Source organism: Tissierella sp. QWL-11 (genome assembly GCF_058683765.1).
Genome location: NZ_CM178750.1, coordinates 144745 through 164933, shown reverse-complemented (window position 1 = coordinate 164933; position 20189 = coordinate 144745). Strand labels below are relative to the sequence as shown.

Here is a 20189-nt window from a genome sequence, read left to right as displayed (position 1 = left end):
TATGCAATTAGAAATAGAAAAGGTCATAAATTACAAAGATTTAACTGAAAATGAAATGATTAATGCAATGAACACTATAATGGAGGGGAAAGCTACACCTTCACAAATAGGAGGCTTTCTTATGGCGCTTCGTATGAAGGGGGAGAGTGTAGAAGAGATTACTGGAGCTACTAAAGTTATGAGGGATAAGTCCATAAAAATTGAAACAAACAATAGATATACAGTTGATACTTGTGGTACTGGTGGTGATAAAAGTAATACATTTAATGTATCAACAACAGCAGCTTTTGTAGCAGCAGCTGCATCAGTTACCATTGTGAAACATGGAAATAGATCAGTTTCTAGTAAATGTGGTAGTGCAGATGTATTGGAAAGATTAGGGGTTAATATTGATCTTTCACCAATGGATGTTAAAAGATGTATAGATGAGCTACAAATAGGATTTATATTTGCTCCCAATTTTCATAAAGCTATGAGATACGTCATAAATTATCGTGTAGAATTAGGAACTAGGACTATATTTAATGTTTTAGGTCCCCTAACCAATCCAACAAATCCTAAAGGACAAGTGATTGGTGTGTTCGATAAAAATCTTACATCTACTATGATAAAGGTGTTAAAGGAACTAGGTTTAGAGAGGGGAATGGTAGTTCATGGCATGGATGGATTAGATGAGATTACTATTACTAGAGAGACTAAGGTATCAGAATTAAGAGATGGAGAAATAAAAGAGTATTATTTAAATCCTAATGATTATAGATTATCATTGGGTAAGCTAGAAGAAATTAGAGGTGGAAGCCCAGATGAAAATGCAAATATTTTATTAGACATATTAAAAGGTGAACGTGGACCTAAGCGTGATATGGTTTTATTAAATTCAGGTGCAGCTATGTATGTAGGAAATGTAGTAAATTCTTTAGAAGAAGGAATAGAAAAAGCTAAGGAAATAATAGATAAAGGATTTGCATTAGATAAATTAAATAAATTGATTGAACTGAGCCAGGAGATGAAACGATGATATTAGATAAAGTTGCTTTATCAGTAAGAAAAAAGGTAAAAAAAGAAAAATCTATTATATTTGTGGATGATTTGAAAAAACAGATTAAAAATGTAGACACTAGAGATTTTAAATTAGCGATAAAAAGAAAAAAAGAATTGAGTATAATTGGAGAAGTCAAAAAAGCTTCTCCTTCAAAGGGTATTATTAGGGAAGATTTTGACCCTGTAACTATAGGTAAAATTTATGATAAAAATAAAGTGGATGCTATTTCTATTTTAACTGAAGAAAAATTTTTCTTAGGGAAAAAAGAGTATTTATCTCTAATAAAAAGACAAACGAAGGTACCGATTCTTAGAAAGGATTTTATAATTGATGCATATCAAATATATCAATCTAAAGCTTTAGGAGCAGATGCTATTTTGCTTATTGCAGCTATTTTAACAAAAAATGAACTAATAGAATTTCAAAAAATAGCTAAAGATATTAATCTTCAATGCCTAGTAGAAGTCCATAATTTAAAGGAATTAGAAAAAGTTTTAGAGACTGAAGCAGAGATAATTGGAATTAATAATAGAAATCTAAAAACATTTGAAGTAAAAATAGAAACTACAGAAAAACTAATAAATTATATACCCAAGAGTAAAGTAATTGTAAGTGAAAGTGGAATTTGTCATAGAGAAGATATGAAATTTCTAGAATCTATAGGTATTGATGCTGTATTAATTGGAGAAAGTTTTATGAAAGCCAAATCTATGGAAGACAAGATAAATGAATTAAGGGGGGAATAATTTGATAGGGATAAAAATCTGTGGATTGAAGAGAGATGAAGATATAGAGTATGTAAATAGATTGAAGCCTGAGTATGTAGGTTTTGTATTTGCAAAAAGCAAAAGACAAATTGACTCTTATATGGCAATAAAATTAATAGATAGTTTAAATAAAGATATAAAAAAAGTTGGTGTATTTTCAAATCATTCTATAAAAGAAGTGAAGGAAATACAAAGAGTTTGTAATCTTGATGTACTTCAATTTCATGGAGATGAAGATCCTAATTATTGTAATTATTTTGAAAGGGAGGTATGGAAGTCTTTTCTTATTAAAGACGAAAGGAGTCTAGAAGTGTTAGATAGATATAAGATTGATAAATATCTTTTAGATACTTGGATAGAAGGAAAATCAGGGGGGACAGGAAAACAGTTTAATTGGGAATTAGCTGCAGATATTAGCAAAAATAAAAAAATAGTTTTAGCCGGAGGCTTATTCCCAGGAAATGTAAAAAAAGCTATAAAGATAGTTAAACCTGCTCTTGTAGATGTAAGCTCTGGAGTAGAGACAGATGGAGTTAAAGACTTTGAAAAGATAAAGGATTTTATAGAAAAAATAAGGAGATGAATTATATGAATACAAGATTCGGACAATTTGGAGGTCAGTTTGTGCCTGAAACTTTAATGAATCCATTAATTGAATTAGAAAAGGCATTTATTGAAATTAAAAATAATGAGAATTTCAAAAAGGAATATATGTATTACTGTCATGAATACTCTGGAAGACCTACCCCACTATATTATGCAGAGAATCTAACAGAAAAATTAGGTGGTGGAAAGATTTATTTAAAGAGAGAAGATTTAAATCATACTGGAGCACACAAGATAAATAATGTAATAGGTCAAGTTCTTCTAGCCAGGAGAATGGGTAAAAAGAAAATAATAGCAGAAACAGGTGCAGGACAACATGGAGTAGCTACAGCAACTATTTGTGCTATGTTTGATATTCCATGTGAAGTATTTATGGGACAGGAGGATATAGAGAGACAGTCTTTGAATGTTTTAAAAATGAGAATGTTAGGGGCAAAAGTAAATCCTGTAATAACTGGTACTATGACTTTGAAGGATGCTACAAATGAAGCTATTAGGTATTGGGTTTCTAATCCAGAAGATACATTTTATGTAATTGGATCTGTGGTAGGACCACATCCTTATCCTACAATGGTAAGAGATTTTCAAAGGATTATAGGAGATGAGGTAAAGAAACAAATTATGGAAAAGGAAGGTAGATTACCTGATTATTTAATAGCTTGTGTAGGTGGAGGTAGTAATGCTATGGGTCTATTTTACCCATTTATTGAGGAGAAAGTAGAGATGTACGGAGTAGAAGCTGGTGGAATGGGAATAGATACACAATATCATGCAGCCAGTATTTCTAAAGGTAGTCTTGGTATTATCCATGGAATGATGACCTATTTGCTACAAGATGAAAATGGTCAAATAAAACCCGTATATTCAATATCAGCAGGTCTTGATTATCCAGGAATTGGACCAGAACATGCTTATTTTCATTCTATAAATAGGGCCAAATATGTAGTCGTTAATGATGATGAGGCAATAAAAGCTTTTGAATATTTGACTAAAGTAGAAGGAATTATACCGGCATTAGAGAGTGCTCATGCCATAGCTTATTTAATGAAGTTTGCTAAAAAAACAAATAAAGATGATGTGATTGTATTAAATTTATCTGGAAGAGGAGATAAAGATATGGATACATTATCCAATGTGTTAGGAGAAATGAAAAATGAAGAGTAGAATAGTAAAAAAACTAAATAAACTTAAAGAGAAAAAAGAGAAAGCATTGATTACTTATATTACATCAGGAGATCCTAGTTTAAATGATACAATGGATTTAGTATTAACAATGGAAAAGGCAGGAGCAGATATTATCGAACTAGGCATACCATATTCAGATCCTCTAGCAGATGGACCTGTTATACAAAGAGCTTCAACAAGGGCTCTAAGTAAAGGAGTTAATGTAGATTCTATTTTTTCAATGGTATTAAAATTAAGATGCAAAACAGAAATTCCTTTAGCCTTTTTAGTATATTATAATACTATGTTTTCCTATGGTATAGAAAAATTTTTAAATAGATGCAAAGATTGTGGAATTGATGGTTTGATTATTCCAGACCTTCCTTTAGAAGAAAGAAGAATATTAAATGAAATGATGAAAGATTATCCAATTGATTTAATAGCTTTAGTTGCTCCTACCTCTTGTGATCGTATAAAAGAAATAGTAAAAGAAGGTAGAGGATTTATTTATTGTATTTCTTATAAAGGGGTAACAGGTACAAGAAAAACTTTTGATGAAGACCTTGGAGATTTTATTGAGGAAGTAAGGAAATACTCGAAGATTCCTTTAGCTATTGGTTTTGGAATATCTAATGTAGAGAGTGTAAGGAAATTGAAAGATTTGGCAGATGGATTGATAGTTGGTAGTAAAATCATTAAAGAAATAGAAAAAGGAATTAAACTAGGTAATATAGAGGGAAGAGTTTTTGAATTTGTAAAAAGTTTGAAAGAAGCAATAGATGAATAGGAGGTATAGTGATGGAAGAGTACCTTAATAAAACAAGTAGGACTTCACATCCCGTAAATTCAATTATAAATGTAGATGGGAATACTATAGGTAGTAAAGAGATAACTATAATAGCAGGACCTTGTTCAGTAGAAAGTGAAGCTCAGATAGTAAGTATAGCAGAAAGTGTAAAGGCATTAGGAGCAACTTTTTTAAGGGGAGGTGCATTTAAGCCAAGAACTTCTCCATATAGTTTTCAGGGCATGGGAGAGGAAGGATTAGAATTATTAAAAATAGCTAGGGAAAAAACAGGACTTCCCATTGTAACAGAGCTGATGTCTTTGGAATATTTAGATAGATTTATAGATGAGGTAGATATAATTCAAATAGGAGCAAGAAGTATGCAAAATTATCCTTTATTAAAAGAAGTAGGAAGAACAAATAAACCTATACTTCTTAAAAGAGGAATATCTGCTACCATAGAAGAACTTTTAATGTCTGCAGAATATATTATGTCTGGAGGAAATGAAAATATAATTTTATGTGAAAGGGGTATTAGGACTTTTGAAAAATATACAAGAAACACATTAGATTTAAGTGCTATTCCTATATTAAAGAAATTAACTCATCTTCCAATAATAGTGGATCCTAGCCATGCAGCAGGACTATGGTGGTTAGTTGAGCCACTTTCAAAGGCAGCCATAGCAGTTGGAGCAGATGGTCTTATTATTGAAGTTCACAATGATCCTAAAAATGCTAAGTGTGATGGAGAACAGTCTCTAACACCTAAAAGATTTAACAAACTTATGGGATATTTAAAAGACATTGCAAGATTAGAAAATAAAACGTTTAAGTAGTTTAAAATATATATGCAAAGTATTTATACATCATTATATGGAGTTTTCAAGGCTATAGACTGTTTTACAAGTTCCAAGCTTAAGTATATAATAAATAATTGGGAAGAGATAAAAATTCTATTAAAGAAGAAAAATAATCACTGTATACACCAAAGAGGAGAATATAAATCATGGAAAAAGTATATATAGATTTAGGGGCAAATAGCTATTTTATCCATATTGGAGAAGGGCTACTCCATTCAATTTCAGATTATATAAAACATGGAGATAAATATCTTTTAATCACTCATGAAAATGTAGACAAATTATATGGGGATTTAGTCTATAGGGAATTAGAAGGAAGAGACTTATATAAATTCATAATTAAACCAGGGGAACAAAGCAAAACTCTAGATACAGTAGAAGAGATTTTATCTAGTATGATAGACATTGGATTAACTCGAAAATCCAAGATTATTGCCCTAGGTGGCGGAGTAGTAGGAGATATAGCAGGTTTTTGTGCTTCAATCTATATGCGAGGTATTCCATTTATACAGATACCTACTACATTATTGGCTCAAGTAGATAGTAGTGTTGGAGGAAAAACTGGAGTAAATATGGAAAAGGGTAAAAACATGGTGGGAAGTTTTTATCAACCTGAAGCTGTTATCATAGATACAAATACCCTAAAAACTTTGCCCCATAGAGAGTTAATAAGCGGTATAGGTGAAGTTATAAAATACGGAATTATATGGGATTATGATTTATTCAATACTATAGATAAAAATTTAGATAAAATATTAGAACTTGAAGATGAAGTTATAAAAAAGATTATTAAAAGATGTTGTGAAATTAAGGCTGAAATAGTTTCTCAAGATGAAAAAGAAAATGGAATTCGGAAGATACTAAACTATGGTCATACAATAGGCCACAGTTTAGAAACAGTAACTAAATATAAAAGATACACCCATGGAGAGGCAGTTTTAATAGGGATGTATCATGAAGCTCTTATGGCAAAGAAATTTGGATATATTGATGAGGACTACTTTAAAGAAATAGAAAAGCTTATTAGCAATCTAGACGTTTCCCTAGATATCTCTGAATTTAGCATAAAATCCCTAATAGATGCTATGATGAAAGATAAGAAAAATAGACAGGGAAAGATTTCCTTTATCCTTCCAAAGGGTAGGTCAAAAGTAGAAGAAGTATTGATTGAAATCCCTGGTGGAATTGGATTAATAGGATTTATGGGGACAGGAAAAACTACAATAGCTAGGGAATTATCTAAAAGACTAGATAAAAAACTAATTAATTTAGATATGCTTATTGAAGAAAATATGGATATGAGTATAAATGATATATTTAAAAAATATGGAGAAAGCTATTTTAGAGAAATAGAAAAAAACACCATAGAAGGGTTAAGAGATGAACTAAATATATTGATAGACTGTGGAGGGGGAGTATGCTTAGACCCTGAAAACATGATAAATATCAAAAAAAACAATAAGGTTATTCTCCTAGAAGCCTCTTCTGAAACCATTCTAAAAAGGCTACAAAATGATAATACAAGACCATTATTAGATGGGAAGATGAGTACAAAAGATATAGACAAACTCCTAGAAAAGAGAAAAGATTCTTATCACAAATCAGCGGATATCATAATCAATACAGATGGAAAGACAGTGGAAGAGATTATAGATGAGATCCTAGTAAAACTATTTAAACAAACTTCAGGAGATGATCAGGGTGAAATGTATTAAGATAGAACCAAATAAACTGAAAGGCAAAATAAATATTCCACCATCAAAGAGTATGTCCCATAGAGGAATAATATCTGCTGCCTTAAGTATAGGTGAGAGTAATATCTACAATCTAATATTTTCTGATGATATTGTGGCAACTTGTCATGCCATGGAAAACTTGGGAGCAGAAATAGAAAGACTAGGAGATAATAGTTTAAGGATAAAGGGGAATTTCCCCCTAAAGCTTAAAGATGCTAGGATTGAATGCAAAGAGTCTGGCTCTACCTTGAGATTTTTAATTCCAATATCTCTTTTAAGTGAAGACAAGGTCATATTTACTGGAAGAGGCAAGCTTGTAAGTCGTCCATTAGATACATATTATAAAATATTTCATGAGCAAGGGATAAACTATACCACAAACGATGGCAATCTACCCCTTGAAATTCAAGGAAAATTAAATCCTGGTACTTTTAAAATAAAGGGAAATATAAGCTCCCAATTTATAACTGGACTTATGTTTACACTTCCACTTTTACATGGAGATTCTAATATTGTAATAATAAATGATTTAGAATCAAAGGGATATGTAGATTTAACTATGGAGATGTTAAATGGATTTGGAATAGAGATAGAGAATAATGATTATAAAGAATTTAAGATAAAAGGCAATCAAAGGTATACAAATCAAGATTATAAAGTAGAAGGAGACTTTTCACAGGCAGCTTTTTGGATAGTAGGTGGAATATTAGGAGAGAATATCAAGTCACAGGATTTAAATATAAATTCAGCTCAAGGGGATAAGGTGATTTTAGACTTAATAAGGGAAATGGGTGGAGATATAAGGATAAATCATTCTTCAGTTGAAACTACAAATTCAAAGACAAAGGGTATAATAATAGATGCCTCCCAATGTCCTGATTTAGTACCTATACTTACTGTACTTGCAGCTCTAAGTGAAGGACAGACAAGGATTATAAATGCAGCTAGACTTAGAATCAAAGAATCAGATAGACTAAAGGCCATATCTACAGAACTAAATAAATTAGGGGCAGATGTAAAAGAACTAGAAGACGGATTAGTAATAAACGGGAAAGAAAGCCTAACAGGTGGAGTGGTAGATAGCTGGAATGATCATCGAATAGCAATGGCTCTAGCTATTGCCTCAATTAAAGCTACAGGAGATATAACTATTACAAATAGTGATGCAGTAAATAAATCATATCCTCACTTTTGGGAGGACTTTAAAAGCCTAGGAGGGAAAATCCATGAGTTCAATATGGGGGAATAATATTAAAATTTCAATATTTGGAGAGTCCCATGGACCTGCCATAGGGGTAAATATAGATGGACTTCCTTCTGGTGTAGAATTAAATATGGAAGATATAAGAAGGGAAATGCTAAGACGTGCCCCTGGGAAAGATAAAATATCTACTACTAGAAGTGAAAAAGATGAATTTGAAATACTAAGTGGATACTTTAATGGAAAGACTACAGGAACTCCCCTGTGCGTAATGATAAAAAACACTAATACCAGATCCAAGGACTACGAAAAAACTAAAAATATTCCTAGACCAGGTCATGCTGATTTTACAGGAAATATAAGATACTCAGGATTTAATGACTATAGAGGGGGAGGCCACTTCTCAGCAAGACTTACAGCTCCCTTAGTTTTCGCTGGAGCTATTGCCAAACAAATTTTAAATTCTAAGGATATATTAGTAGGAAGCCATATAAAGAGTATAGGAAATATCGCAGATGAGTCATTTAATAGTACACAAATTCCTACTAAACTATTGGAGGAGTTAAGAGATAAAAGATTTCCAACTATAGACTATAAAAAGGCAATAGAAATGGAAGAACTCATACTAAAGATAAAAGAAGAACAGGATTCAGTAGGTGGAATTATAGAAGTAGCAGTTTTAAATCCAACACCTGGTATGGGTAGTCCAATTTTTGATTCAATAGAGAGTAGGATATCACAGATGATTTTTTCAATTCCTGGGGTAAAGGGGATTGAGTTTGGTGCTGGCTTTGATATATCAAGGATGAAGGGATCTGCTTCTAATGATGAATTATATATTGAAAATGGCAAGGTGAAAACCTACACCAATAATAATGGAGGAATACTAGGAGGGATTTCCAATGGAATGCCTATTATATTCAAAGTAGCCCTTAAGCCAACTCCATCTATTTCAAAAACTCAAAGAACAATAGATATGGAGAATTGTGAAAATCGAGAAATAAATATAGTTGGAAGACACGACCCCTGTATAGTTGTAAGGGCAGTGCCTGTCATAGAAGCTGCTACAGCTTTAGTTATCTTAGATTTATTAATGGAGATGAAAACATGGCATATTTAGAAGAACTTAGAGATCAGATTGATGATGTAGATAAAAAAATCGTAGAACTATTTGAAAAGCGAATGGAAATAGTATCGAATGTGGCAAAATATAAAGTAGAAAATAATCTTCCTGTATTAAATAGTTCAAGAGAAGAAGAAGTAATTAATAAAAATCTTAAACACTTAAAAAATAAAGAACTCCAAACCTATCTTAGGGAATTCTATATTCATTTGATGGATTTGAGCAAAGACTATCAAAATGGAAAAAGGGATTTTAATGAATAAAGGGAGCCTATAGGCTCCCTTTATTCATTAAAATCTATTATCTTTCATCCGGTCCTTCATCTTTTTCAAAGCTTGTGTCTTTATATTTACCACAGTTCTATAGGCTACACCTAATCTCTTTGATATCTCTGATATGCTCAGTCTATTAATATAAAACATGGTAATAACTTGCTTTTGCCTTTCTGTTAAACTATTTAAAGTTTTATATAGTTCAATATTCTTTTCTAAACTTAAAAATATATCCAAAGGTCCATCATATTCTGAGACTAAAAGATCTACCATCTCAGCTGCTCCATCTTCAGAAACAGGAGAGTTAAGAGATACATGGACTCTTTCTTTATGTTTGTCTAAATAAGCATACATCAACTGACATTTTACATATCCAAGAAATTTCACACCCTTACTTTCATCGAAACTCTTTAAAGACTCAATTATAACAAGATTTCCCTGGGATATAAGGTCCTCATACTCATCTCTTTTATTGTAGTATCTTCTTATCTGTGCTATCAAAAGAGGTCTAAGTCTATCCAATATTTCTTCAACAGATTCTAAATCTCCACTTCTTGCTGACTTTACTATCTGATTAAACTCATCATACATAAATATATCCTCCAAGAGAAGATCATCTTCTAATTTTCCTAGGTAAGACGAGTATATAGAATAGGAGTAATTTAGTTAAAAGTGGAATGGATGAGAATATATGTTCGAATAAAGACTATTATATTGTCATCGTAAATTCAATTTAGAAATCTCCATAAATAATAGGGCTATATCAGCTTTAGTAGCAGGCCTATCTTCATCCAGATAAATAGATTCAGACTCTCTTATGGTATTTTCATACCTTTCATTTAAAAGCTTTTTAACTATTTCTCCATTATTTATATTTTTATATAGAGTTTCTTTAGTACATAGGACTTCTAGAGATGCACCATTTTTAAACACTATCCTTGGATTTATGTCCTTTTCCTTTTTATATTGTATTTTATCTATAGAATCTATCCTTATATATCCATAAGCTCCATCATGTTTTCCTATAGGCTTTCTAGTCTTTACTAGGATAAATATATCTTCATTAGTAAAGGGAACTGGTGGATTTTTCCTACAGTATAAGAGCTTTCTATAAGTATTATTTGATTCTTGTAAATCAAAATGATAATATTTTGAAATATTTTTTATTACTGTTTTAATAGATTTTTCTATTTTTATATTTTCTTCTTTTGTATATACTATGGTGCAATTCCCCTTATTCCCTATGTACTTTGGGATTATTGCTACAATATCTTTTCTAATTATTTTTTCCATATTTCATCCTCCTAAAACAAACGTTCCTTTGATTACCATATTAGCAGAACTTACGTTTCTGGTCAATAGAATAATTAGAATATTGACTAAATATTAAATAAAGGTAATGATGTCAATAGTCAGTGAAAATGTCACCTAAAAGTATAAAGCTTTATTCAATGAAAATGTCACTATTAGTATTTAGAAGAATCGCATTTATTCCACGCTCCTATTGACATGGGGCCCCTAACCCCTCTGGACACCCATCTATGTCGAAAATAATCTGTAGCAGTCGGTATTTCCGCCTCAAGATTTTACCAGAGGGGTCTACCCCATATCAATAGGCTTTCGCGGCATAAACGATTAAATACTTGTATTTATGAATTTCCAATTTAAAATAGGCATAAGAAAATAAACCCTTGAAAAAGAGCCTTAAAATGAAGTATGATATTCTAAAGAGTAAATCTCTTTACCCCCATGCCCTAGTGGAGTTGAACAATCCTTTTAAGATCTCATCGATCTCTGTATCTGGTTCATACAGACTGTTCTCTCTATAGGGTATGGTTTTTTTATCTAAATCTACCCTCCAAGGATGATTTTTAGATGGTTTAGCTTTACAAATCTTTTCCTTAGGATGATGAGAAATTGCCTTTTTAGGTCGTTCCTTCAACTCTCTTGTATCGTAAACTAGACCTGAATACATAGCTTTCACTCCAATTTTATCGCTAGTCAAAACGGTTAATTTAGCTTTTGGTAATGCACTAGATTTTTTATCATTTTTCACAATTTGATAATACTTTCCACCATAAGAAAAAGCAGAACCTTCAATAATAGTGCGCTCTTGTTTAATACAAAGAATATAATCAAGATTAATACTAGAATCTAAACTTCTAAATGCAGAAGTACTATCTTCAGGAGAAACCCCAAATTTTTTGTTGTACTTAATCATAAACTCAGATAAAAAAGAATTAGCCTGTTCAATAGTTTTAATACCATGTATTTTAAATTCTACAGGTAATCTACTTTGAAGAGTACCCCATAGCCTTTCAATTCGGCCCTTAGCTTGTGGAGAATATGCCTTGATAGTATTAATACCTAACTCCTCCATAGCCCTACCAAACTGAGTTAAATTAACAGTTTTTCCTTCTAATTGATCCTCAATAGATAATTTATCATAATTACGAGGCACAAATACTGCATGACGATCGCAATAAAGACTAGTAGGAATACCATGATTAGAAACTATTTGTCTAACTATCTCAAAATACCCTTCCATACACTCATTAGGAGTAAAATAAAGAGCTAGAATTTCGCCAGTAGCATCATCAATAGCACCATGAATATCAAAAGAATCACCACCAATAATCCACTTATGTGGCGAAGCATCAATTTGAACCAACATTCCTTTTTGAGGTTTTCTTTTTCTGCGATAGTGAACCCTTCGCTTACGATGTTTTTTAGGGCTTTTAATACCAGCCTTAGTTAAAATTCTATGCACAGTAGGATAACTAATTATTATACTTTCATGTTCTTCTATTAACTCATGAAAATGATTAAAATTAGCTTCTTTGTACTTTGTTTGTTTCAGTTTAACAATTAAATTCTTAATATCATCCGTTGTAGCATGCTTTGGCTTTCTACCTCTATTTTTATGGATAATGAACCCAGGTCCTTCACTCTTAACTCCCTTCTTTAACCTTAATACTTGCCGTTCACTTAAGTTCAAAAGTTCAGCAGCTTCACGAATAGTTAATACTTCATCAATAGTTTGATTGATGACTCTAAGCCTAGAGATTTCTTTTTGTGTCATATTAAATATTTCCTTTCTCATACTGACATTTTATCAGAATAATTTTAATATGACATTATCATAGAATAACTACATTAAATAAAGGTAATGATTTACAAACTCAACAATTTATGTTATGATATTATCGTTTATACAACGAACAATTAAGGAGAAGAATATGGAGTTTTTTATCCCTACAAATAAATTAAAAGAATTATTACTATTACAACATATAGAAGAAAATATGGTTATCTTCACCTCGCACTTAAAGTTACTGGTGTTGGTAAAGGTGATATTGATTTGTGCCAAGATCTTATTTTCTCAGCTACAGCAAATCCTATTATTTACCAAAATGCAACATCAGTATTTATAGATAGTGACTATGAAACATGGAATGTGGATTCAAAGGAATTGGAAGAAGTCTTTGAAAAATATCCACAGATAAGGGCAGTTATAGTAGTACATCTATATGGATTATCTGCTGATATTGATAAAATAGTAGAGCTTTGTAGGACCAAGACTGCCAGTACTAAATCATCCACGTAATTATGAAGAGTATTCTGAATTTCAAAGAAAAAGATTTGAAATGAATCCTGGGATGACAGGGTTAACATAAGTAACAGTAAGAAACTCCGTGTCTTGGATGAGAGAATACCAGTTGATATTGAGTACGTAGAAAAATTCAATATTTAGCTAGACATCAAGATGCTTTTAAAAATGATCCGGAAGATTTTTGTTAGGGAAAGTATTTATATTCAGTCAAATGACTCTCAAAATATGGAGAAATCAGAAGAGCTGAAGTTATCAAAAGAGTTTTATTTTTTGGTTCTATTGGATTAGCAGAAAGATGTCTTGAAGAAATTGTAATGAAGGAAGATGTTGACTTATTAGGTGTATGTTGTACTCAACTAACATCTACATGGAGAGAAGATGAATCAGCTTATACCTTTAGTAAAAAGAATAAAAGTCCAATTTTATCCTTTGAATAGGTGGAAGAGCTATCTCCTGATATTGGCTTTTCAGTTCGATATAACAAAATTATTCCTCAAGGTGTCATTGTTTCATTTAGACGAGGAATCTTTAACACACATGGAGACATATTGCCAGAGTACAGATGCTTTAAAAGAACTTGCTAGTGTAGAGGAAATGTACGCATATAACTTTGAAGGCAAGCGTTATGATGTTGGAAATAAGCAAGGATTTTTAGAAGCTACTGTAGAGACAGCGCTTAGGAGAGAGGATCTTAGGGAAGAATTCCTTGAGTATTTAGTTAAGGTAGTTGAGAAAGAAGTAGGAGTTTTAGATGAGGTAGCAGCTAGCAAGTAGTTACCATTCCAGTTACTTACTTAATAACTTATCAAATACCCTAACAACAAAATACAAATAACATCAAAAGCTGTATATAGAGAATTAATTCTCTATATACAGCTTTTTTATTTTACAACTTGATAATCTATTTTTCTAGCTTCTTCTCTAGCTTTAATATTTCAATAGTGGCTTCTATACCATATTTAATTACCCTATCAAGTACATTACTAGGAATAGGTTCATTTTCTGCTATAATTTCTTCACTTAATAACACTTCTCTAATCCTTGATTCCACTTCTTTATAATTTTCAAATTGATTGCTATCATCATTTAATTTATTTGTATAATGCATCTTATTGTCAGTACGACCAAGAAGATAATCAGTGGAGCATCCCAAAACTTCCGATACTTTTATAACTATTTCTGCCTTTGGTTCTCTTAGATTATTTTCATATCGTGAAAGACTAGCTTCAGTAATACCAGTTTTTTCAGCTAATTCTTTTTGACTTAGATTTAGTTCTTTTCTTAGATTAAGTATTCTTTCTCCAATACTTGCCACTTGTTTATTCCTCCTAAAGAGCATCTTACCAATATTATAAGCTATATAGTACTTACTATCACTAAAATTACCAAAAATATAATAAATATATTGACATATTACCAAATGGTATGTTACAATGGTGGCAATCATTACCAATTGGTAATATTAGCTAATATTATTACCAAATAAACAATAAATATGAAGATAAGTTCTATTCTTAAGGGAGGTGGAGTCCTAAATTTTGACTTAAGTTTACAAATTGAATTATTACTTAGGAGGTTGTTAGATGGGATTATGGTAAAGAATCTAAGTCTTATATTTGGTGTCAATATTTACAAATCAATAACTATAAATCTAAGGGGGCTAATATAATGGAAAACAAATTAAATCAAATCTATGATTACATCGACGAAAATAGGGATGAAATGATAGACTTTTGGAAACAAATCGTAAATCTTGAGAGTTATGCTGGTGAGAAGGAATCTGTAGATATATTAGGGGAATATTTAAAGCAAGCATTTGAAAAAGAAGGTTTAGATTGTACATTAGTAGATGTTGGTCCACAAAATGGCAAGACATTAGTAGGGACTCTAGGTGCAGAAAGAAAAGGACAACCTATAGTTTTTTCTGGACATATGGATACTGTTTTCCCAACTGGAACATTTGGAGAGAAACCTTTTAGGATAGAAGATAAAAAAGCTTATGGACCAGGGGCCCTAGATATGAAAGGTGGTATAGCTATATCACTATATGCCATCAAGGCATTAAATAGCATTAATTATGATAAAAGACCAATAAAAGTTATATTGTCCGGAGACGAAGAAATAGGACATGTAAATTCAAAAGGTGCAGAACTTATATTAAAAGAAGCCAAGGGTGGTCTTTGTGGGTTTAATATGGAGACAGGCTTAATTGATAATTCCATTTGTGTTGGTAGAAAGGGAAGAATGGAATATCACATCATAGTTAATGGAGTAGAATCTCATGCAGGAAATGATTTTACAAATGGAGTAAATTCTATAGAAGAAATGGCACATAAAATCATAGATTTACAAAAACTCACAGACTTAGAGAGAGGGACAACCATAAGTATTGGCATAATAAAGGGAGGCACAGTATCCAATGCCATACCAGGTCAATGTAAAGTAGAAGTAGATATTAGATTTGAAAATATTAAAGAAATGGAAGGAATAAAACAACAGATAGAGGAAGTTTGCAGTAAAACATATATAGATGGAACTTCAACAAAATATGAGATTGCAAGTTCCATGGCAGCTTATGAGACAACTGAAGATGTTTTAAGATTTTATAATTTCTGTAATGAGGTTTCTAAGGAATATGGTTTTGGAGAAATGGAAGCTAAAAGGCTTGGTGGTAGTTCTGATGCTTCTTATATAACTATGGCAGGGACTCCTGTTTTATGTTCCTTTGGAGTAAGGGGACAATGGAACCATACTACTAAAGAATATGCATTAGTAGATTCTTTACTAGAAAGAACTAAGTTAATTTCTACAATTATAATGAATTTAAAAAAATTTGAATAAAAGAGGTGACAATTATGAGTGAAGATATGGAAAAGAAAGTAGGGTGGAAGGGGTGGATATCTCTATTTATTCTTATCATTATATTTTCAGGAATATTTCAAAAGTCAGAGGGACCATTAAGAGCCCTAGATCTTTCAAACTTAATAGGACAATTTGGAGAAATTGGAGATGGAGGTAATTTTAAAGGTACTGGAGGAACAGGGGCTAGAGATGGGTTTTTATTTACACTGACTTTGATTCCTACAACCTGTTTAGCTGTAGGTTTAATAGATATAGTTGAATATATGGGTGGGATGAAAGCGGCAGCTAAACTATTCAATCCTATTTTAAAGCCTTTATTAGGTATACCAGGGGCAGCAGGACTAGCTTTTGTATCATCATTTACAAGCTCAGATATAGCTGCTTTTATGACTAAGGAATTAGTGGATAATAATCATATAACAGACGATCAACGAACTGTATTTGTAACTTATCAGTATGCTGGTTCAGCTGTTGTCTTAAATACCATAGGAACCCAAGCACCCTTACTGCCTATTGTAGTAATGGCAGTAGGACCTATTATTGCAATATTGTGGATTTGTAAAGTATTTGGAGCGAATTTAGTAAGATTGATAATAAGGTCAAACAATAAGAAAGCAAAAAAGGCAGGTGTTAATTCATGAGTAGTCAAGCAAAACAAAAGAAGAAAAATGGAGCTATAGAAGTTTTTATGGGAGGAGCTAAAAAGGGTCTCTATATAGGTCTTGAACAAATCTTGCCTGCTATGATATTAGGATATGTAATCGTTGAGGTCTTTAAGCTTACAGGGATAATAGATTTATTAGGTGTTGTATTTGGCCCTGTAATGGGGATATTTGGACTCCCTGGTGAATCTGTTGTAGTATTGCTGTCAGCATTTTTTGCAAAGGCAGCAGGTGCAGCTACTGCAGCAAATCTATTTTCAGAAGGTGTAATAAATGCAGCCCAGGCAACAATACTTTTAATGCCGAGTATGCTAATGGGAACTTTAATAGGTCATTATGCAAGGATAGTCTTGGTTTCTGATACTAATCCAAAGTATAGAGGACTTTTATTAGCAGTACCAATAATTGACTCTATATTAGGAATGCTATTAATGAGATTAGTACTTACCTTAATGGGATTAATGTAAATAACACATATAAATCAATCCTGATGTTATTAGAACATTGGGATTGATTGGAGGTGTAGGAAAGGAAATATGGGAACTATAGCACTTGTTGTATTAGTACTGGCAATTTTTGTAGGATTTAAAAAGAAAATCAATACAGGGATTATAAGCATATTCTTTGCTTTCATCTTGGGGAAATTTTTGTTGAAAATGAATAGCATAGATATTATAAAGGGTTGGCCAACTAATTTATTCTTCATATTACTTGGTATGACATTTTTGTTTAGTATAGCTAAAGTAAACGGAACCCTGGAGTTGATTTCAAAGAAAATATGCGTTATGACAAAGGGAAACCCTAAATTGTTACCCATTATTCTTTTTATCCTGTCTTGTGTAATATCTGCATTAGGTCCAGGGCCTATTGTGATTACTGCATTAATGGCACCAATAGGAATGGAATTATCTAGGGAGGAAGGGATTCCAGAACTTCTTATGGGAACAATGGTGATGTCTGGTTCTCTAGCAGGAGGCATGTCGCCTTTATCTCCATCAGGAACAATTGCAAATTCCCTTGCTGGTGGACAAGGGTTAAATGCAGAAAGAGCTATTTTTTTAACCAATCTTTTAGTTATGACAATTTTGGCAGTAATATTTTATATAGTATTAGGTGGCTATAAGTTGAGAAAAAAGGATTCTATGGAGAAAAAGGATATAAAATTTGATGATAAACAAAAGAAGACAATAATGATTTTGCTATTAGTAATATTTGCAATCCTGTTTTTAAAATGGGATATAGGACTTACAGCATTTTCAGGTGCTGCAATACTATTGCTTTTAGGAGTTGTCAATCAGGGGGATGCAATTCTTGGTATACCATGGACAACATTAATATTAATTTCGGGAGTTGCAATATTAGTTAATGTAATTGATGTTGCTGGAGGAATAGACATGCTATCTAATATTTTTGGAGGTTTAATGACGGAAAAAACAGCTCCAGGAATATTGGCTGTAATTAGTGGACTTATGTCAGCAGTTTCAAGTGCTTCGGGAGTTGTTATGCCAACTTTGATTCCAACTATACCTAATATAGTATCTAAAACTGGTGCAAATCCCTATGCCTTAATGGTAGGGTTAGTGGTAGGGGCTCATATAGTTACTTTTAGCCCATTATCTACATTAGGTGCATTAACCCTAACATCTACAATTGAAGAAAATAATAGGCAAAAATTATTTACTCAATTATTAATAATTGGAATTGTAGGAGTTTTATTTGCTGGTGTACTAGGTTGGCTAGGGCTATACAATTTGTTCACAAGTCATTTTTAGTGTGATTCTAGGTAACTATAATTTAAATAGATAGACCCCAATGGAGTAAAATGATATGCTCCCCTTAAGGTAGACAGATTTAAAAACAAAAATCTGATACTGAAAGGGGAGTATTTTCATGTCAAAAATAAAATATACAGCAGAAGAAAAATTTAATATATTAATGGAATACGAGAATTCATATATTTCAATTGCAGGCTTGTGTAGATTTTATAGGATTAATGAATCTACTTTTTACCATTGGAAGAAATGCTATGAAAAGTATGGATTTCAAGGATTAGAAAAATCAAAAACATGGAAGAAATATTCAAAGGAATTAAAGGAATCAGCCGTTTTAGATTATCTTTCAGGAGAGTATTCATTAGGTAATATCGCTGATAAATATGAAATATCAGATAAGAGTGTTCTTAGAAAGTGGATTAAGAGGTATAATAGTCATAGGGAATTAAAAGATACTGGAAAAGGAATGAGCCAATCTATGACTAAAGGAAGATCTACCACATTAGAAGAAAGAATTGAAATTGTAAAATATTGCATTGGTAACAATAAAAGCTATCAGCTAACTGCTGAAACATTTGATGTTTCCTATCAGCAAGTTTATGGATGGGTTAGAAAATTTGAAGAATACGGAGAAGATGCTCTTGTAGATAAAAGAGGAAGAAACAAAGTAGAATCAGAGCTTACATCGGAAGAAAAAATTAAACTTGCTATGAAAAGAATAGAAAAGGAAAATGAAAGATTAAGGGCGGAGAATGCATTCTTAAAAAAGCTGCAGGAACTAGAAGGGAGGCGGTATTAAGCAGTATTAGACAAGAAAATAAATATCTTGTAATAAAAAAGCTTAATAAAGAAAACAAATACTCTATATCATTACTATGTAAAGTTGCAAATATTGCTCGTTCTTCATATTATAAGTGGCTTAATAGAGATAAAACGGAGTTAGAAAAAGAAAATGAAATGCTGATAAAAGAAATGATAAGTCTTTATGAAGAAGTAAATGGGATCTATGGCTATAGAAGAATTACCATGCATCTTAATCGCAGATTGAATATGAACTACAATCATAAGCGAATATATCGCTTGATGAGGGTGATTGGACTAAAATCTGTAATTCGTAAAAAAAAGAAAAGGTATGTAAAATCAACACCACTATTTGTTGCAGAAAACATCTTGAATCGAGAATTTTCCGCATCAATACCAAATGAGAAATGGGTTACAGATGTAACAGAACTTAAATATGGATATGGTAAGAAAGCATATTTAAGTGCAATATTAGATCTATATGATAACAGCATAGTGGCTTATGTAGTAGGACATAGAAATGATAATCAATTAGTATTTGAAACATTAGATTTGGCTATAAAATCTAATCCAGGTGCCAATCCTATAATTCATAGCGACAGAGGTTATCAATATACATCTTATGGATTTAAGAAAAGGTTGGAATCAACAGGAATGACCCAAAGCATGTCAAGGGTAGGGAGATGCATTGATAATGGACCTATGGAAGCATTTTGGGGAACTTTGAAATGTGAAAAATATTATTTAAATAAATACAAATCATATGAAGAACTAAAAAATGATATAGATAAATATATTTGTTTTTATAATCATAGGAGACTGCAAAAAAGACTAAACAGCCTCAGCCCGATAGAATATCGAGCCTTGGCTGCTTAAGATTGTTTTTATTATTTCCACTGTCTACTTGACAGGGTGCTGTTC

General features: G+C 31.8%; 23 protein-coding genes. 19 read left to right on the top strand and 4 right to left on the bottom strand.

Features of this window, described 5'->3' with window-relative positions; all coding sequences use genetic code 11:
- The first annotated feature begins 1 nt into the window (after position 1).
- The 10 genes from trpD to AC4PG3_RS00785 all read left to right on the top strand — a co-directional run bounded on the left by trpD (position 2) and on the right by AC4PG3_RS00785 (position 9549).
- Complete coding sequence (gene trpD, locus AC4PG3_RS00830) at positions 2–1018, top strand: anthranilate phosphoribosyltransferase (protein ID WP_492197193.1); 1017 nt, start codon at positions 2–4, stop codon at positions 1016–1018.
- Positions 1015–1788 (top strand): indole-3-glycerol phosphate synthase TrpC, encoded by a 774-nt coding sequence (gene trpC, locus AC4PG3_RS00825; RefSeq protein WP_492197192.1) that lies wholly within the window; start codon positions 1015–1017, stop codon positions 1786–1788. Before trpD ends, trpC begins: the two co-directional genes overlap by 4 nt.
- A 1-nt stretch (position 1789) precedes the next feature.
- Positions 1790–2392, top strand: a complete 603-nt coding sequence (locus AC4PG3_RS00820) for a phosphoribosylanthranilate isomerase (RefSeq protein ID WP_492197191.1) — start codon at positions 1790–1792, stop codon at positions 2390–2392.
- A 5-nt stretch (positions 2393–2397) separates the two neighbouring features.
- On the top strand, positions 2398–3579 hold the full coding sequence (gene trpB, locus AC4PG3_RS00815; RefSeq protein ID WP_492197190.1) for a tryptophan synthase subunit beta: 1182 nt from the start codon (positions 2398–2400) through the stop codon (positions 3577–3579).
- Positions 3569–4366 carry a tryptophan synthase subunit alpha gene (trpA, locus tag AC4PG3_RS00810; RefSeq protein ID WP_492197189.1) on the top strand — a complete coding sequence of 266 codons (798 nt, stop codon included), beginning with the start codon at positions 3569–3571 and terminating at the stop codon, positions 4364–4366. Before trpB ends, trpA begins: the two co-directional genes overlap by 11 nt.
- An 11-nt stretch (positions 4367–4377) precedes the next feature.
- Positions 4378–5202, top strand: a complete 825-nt coding sequence (gene aroF, locus AC4PG3_RS00805) for a 3-deoxy-7-phosphoheptulonate synthase (protein ID WP_492197188.1) — start codon at positions 4378–4380, stop codon at positions 5200–5202.
- A 170-nt stretch (positions 5203–5372) separates the two neighbouring features.
- A complete protein-coding gene (aroB, locus tag AC4PG3_RS00800) occupies positions 5373–6941 on the top strand; it encodes a 3-dehydroquinate synthase (protein WP_492197187.1) in 1569 nt (522 codons plus the stop codon).
- Positions 6928–8211, top strand: coding sequence for a 3-phosphoshikimate 1-carboxyvinyltransferase (aroA, locus tag AC4PG3_RS00795; protein WP_492197186.1), 1284 nt, complete (start codon positions 6928–6930; stop codon positions 8209–8211). The genes aroB and aroA overlap by 14 nt, the downstream gene beginning before the upstream one ends.
- The gene (gene aroC / locus AC4PG3_RS00790; protein ID WP_492197185.1) at positions 8189–9283 is read left to right on the top strand and encodes a chorismate synthase; all 1095 of its coding nucleotides are present in this window, start codon (positions 8189–8191) and stop codon (positions 9281–9283) included. Before aroA ends, aroC begins: the two co-directional genes overlap by 23 nt.
- Complete coding sequence (locus tag AC4PG3_RS00785) at positions 9271–9549, top strand: chorismate mutase (RefSeq protein WP_492197184.1); 279 nt, start codon at positions 9271–9273, stop codon at positions 9547–9549. Before aroC ends, AC4PG3_RS00785 begins: the two co-directional genes overlap by 13 nt.
- Positions 9550–9576: 27 nt before the next feature.
- On the opposite strand, the gene AC4PG3_RS00780 is transcribed toward AC4PG3_RS00785, so the two are convergent.
- The 3 genes from AC4PG3_RS00780 to AC4PG3_RS00770 form a co-directional block, all read right to left on the bottom strand.
- Positions 9577–10149, bottom strand: a complete 573-nt coding sequence (locus AC4PG3_RS00780; RefSeq protein WP_492197183.1) for a sigma-70 family RNA polymerase sigma factor — start codon at positions 10147–10149, stop codon at positions 9577–9579.
- Positions 10150–10275: 126 nt separating this feature from the next.
- Entirely contained in the window at positions 10276–10851 is a 576-nt protein-coding gene (locus AC4PG3_RS00775; RefSeq protein ID WP_492197182.1) for a competence protein ComK, read from the bottom strand.
- Between the two features lie 448 nt (positions 10852–11299).
- The gene (locus AC4PG3_RS00770; protein WP_492196949.1) at positions 11300–12640 is read right to left on the bottom strand and encodes an ISNCY family transposase; all 1341 of its coding nucleotides are present in this window, start codon (positions 12638–12640) and stop codon (positions 11300–11302) included.
- A gap of 183 nt (positions 12641–12823) precedes the next feature.
- Here AC4PG3_RS00770 and AC4PG3_RS00765 point away from each other — a divergent pair, with 183 nt between their 5' ends.
- The 4 genes from AC4PG3_RS00765 (at position 12824) to AC4PG3_RS00750 (ending at position 13945) form a co-directional block, all read left to right on the top strand.
- Complete coding sequence (locus AC4PG3_RS00765; protein WP_492198179.1) at positions 12824–13165, top strand: DegT/DnrJ/EryC1/StrS family aminotransferase; 342 nt, start codon at positions 12824–12826, stop codon at positions 13163–13165.
- Between the two features lie 320 nt (positions 13166–13485).
- Positions 13486–13608, top strand: coding sequence for a hypothetical protein (locus tag AC4PG3_RS00760; protein ID WP_492197181.1), 123 nt, complete (start codon positions 13486–13488; stop codon positions 13606–13608).
- Positions 13609–13755 carry a formyltransferase family protein gene (locus tag AC4PG3_RS00755; protein WP_492197180.1) on the top strand — a complete coding sequence of 49 codons (147 nt, stop codon included), beginning with the start codon at positions 13609–13611 and terminating at the stop codon, positions 13753–13755.
- Positions 13709–13945, top strand: a complete 237-nt coding sequence (locus tag AC4PG3_RS00750) for a hypothetical protein (protein ID WP_492197179.1) — start codon at positions 13709–13711, stop codon at positions 13943–13945. Before AC4PG3_RS00755 ends, AC4PG3_RS00750 begins: the two co-directional genes overlap by 47 nt.
- 127 nt (positions 13946–14072) lie before the next feature.
- Here AC4PG3_RS00750 and AC4PG3_RS00745 read toward each other — a convergent pair whose 3' ends face one another.
- Entirely contained in the window at positions 14073–14486 is a 414-nt protein-coding gene (locus tag AC4PG3_RS00745) for a helix-turn-helix domain-containing protein (protein ID WP_492197178.1), read from the bottom strand.
- Between the two features lie 353 nt (positions 14487–14839).
- Here AC4PG3_RS00745 and AC4PG3_RS00740 point away from each other — a divergent pair, with 353 nt between their 5' ends.
- The 5 genes from AC4PG3_RS00740 to AC4PG3_RS00720 all read left to right on the top strand — a co-directional run bounded on the left by AC4PG3_RS00740 (position 14840) and on the right by AC4PG3_RS00720 (position 20144).
- Complete coding sequence (locus AC4PG3_RS00740; protein WP_492197177.1) at positions 14840–16012, top strand: M20 family metallopeptidase; 1173 nt, start codon at positions 14840–14842, stop codon at positions 16010–16012.
- Between the two features lie 14 nt (positions 16013–16026).
- The gene (locus AC4PG3_RS00735; protein WP_492197176.1) at positions 16027–16674 is read left to right on the top strand and encodes a nucleoside recognition domain-containing protein; all 648 of its coding nucleotides are present in this window, start codon (positions 16027–16029) and stop codon (positions 16672–16674) included.
- A complete protein-coding gene (locus AC4PG3_RS00730) occupies positions 16671–17162 on the top strand; it encodes a nucleoside recognition domain-containing protein (protein ID WP_492197175.1) in 492 nt (163 codons plus the stop codon). Before AC4PG3_RS00735 ends, AC4PG3_RS00730 begins: the two co-directional genes overlap by 4 nt.
- 69 nt (positions 17163–17231) lie before the next feature.
- Positions 17232–18467, top strand: a complete 1236-nt coding sequence (locus tag AC4PG3_RS00725) for an ArsB/NhaD family transporter (protein ID WP_492197174.1) — start codon at positions 17232–17234, stop codon at positions 18465–18467.
- A 118-nt stretch (positions 18468–18585) separates the two neighbouring features.
- Positions 18586–20144, top strand: a protein-coding gene (locus tag AC4PG3_RS00720; RefSeq protein WP_492195962.1) for an IS3 family transposase whose coding sequence is annotated in 2 segments (ribosomal slippage) — positions 18586–19240 and positions 19240–20144 — 1560 coding nt in all. Because the reading frame shifts where the segments join, the coding sequence is not laid out codon by codon here.
- Positions 20145–20189: the final 45 nt, after the last annotated feature.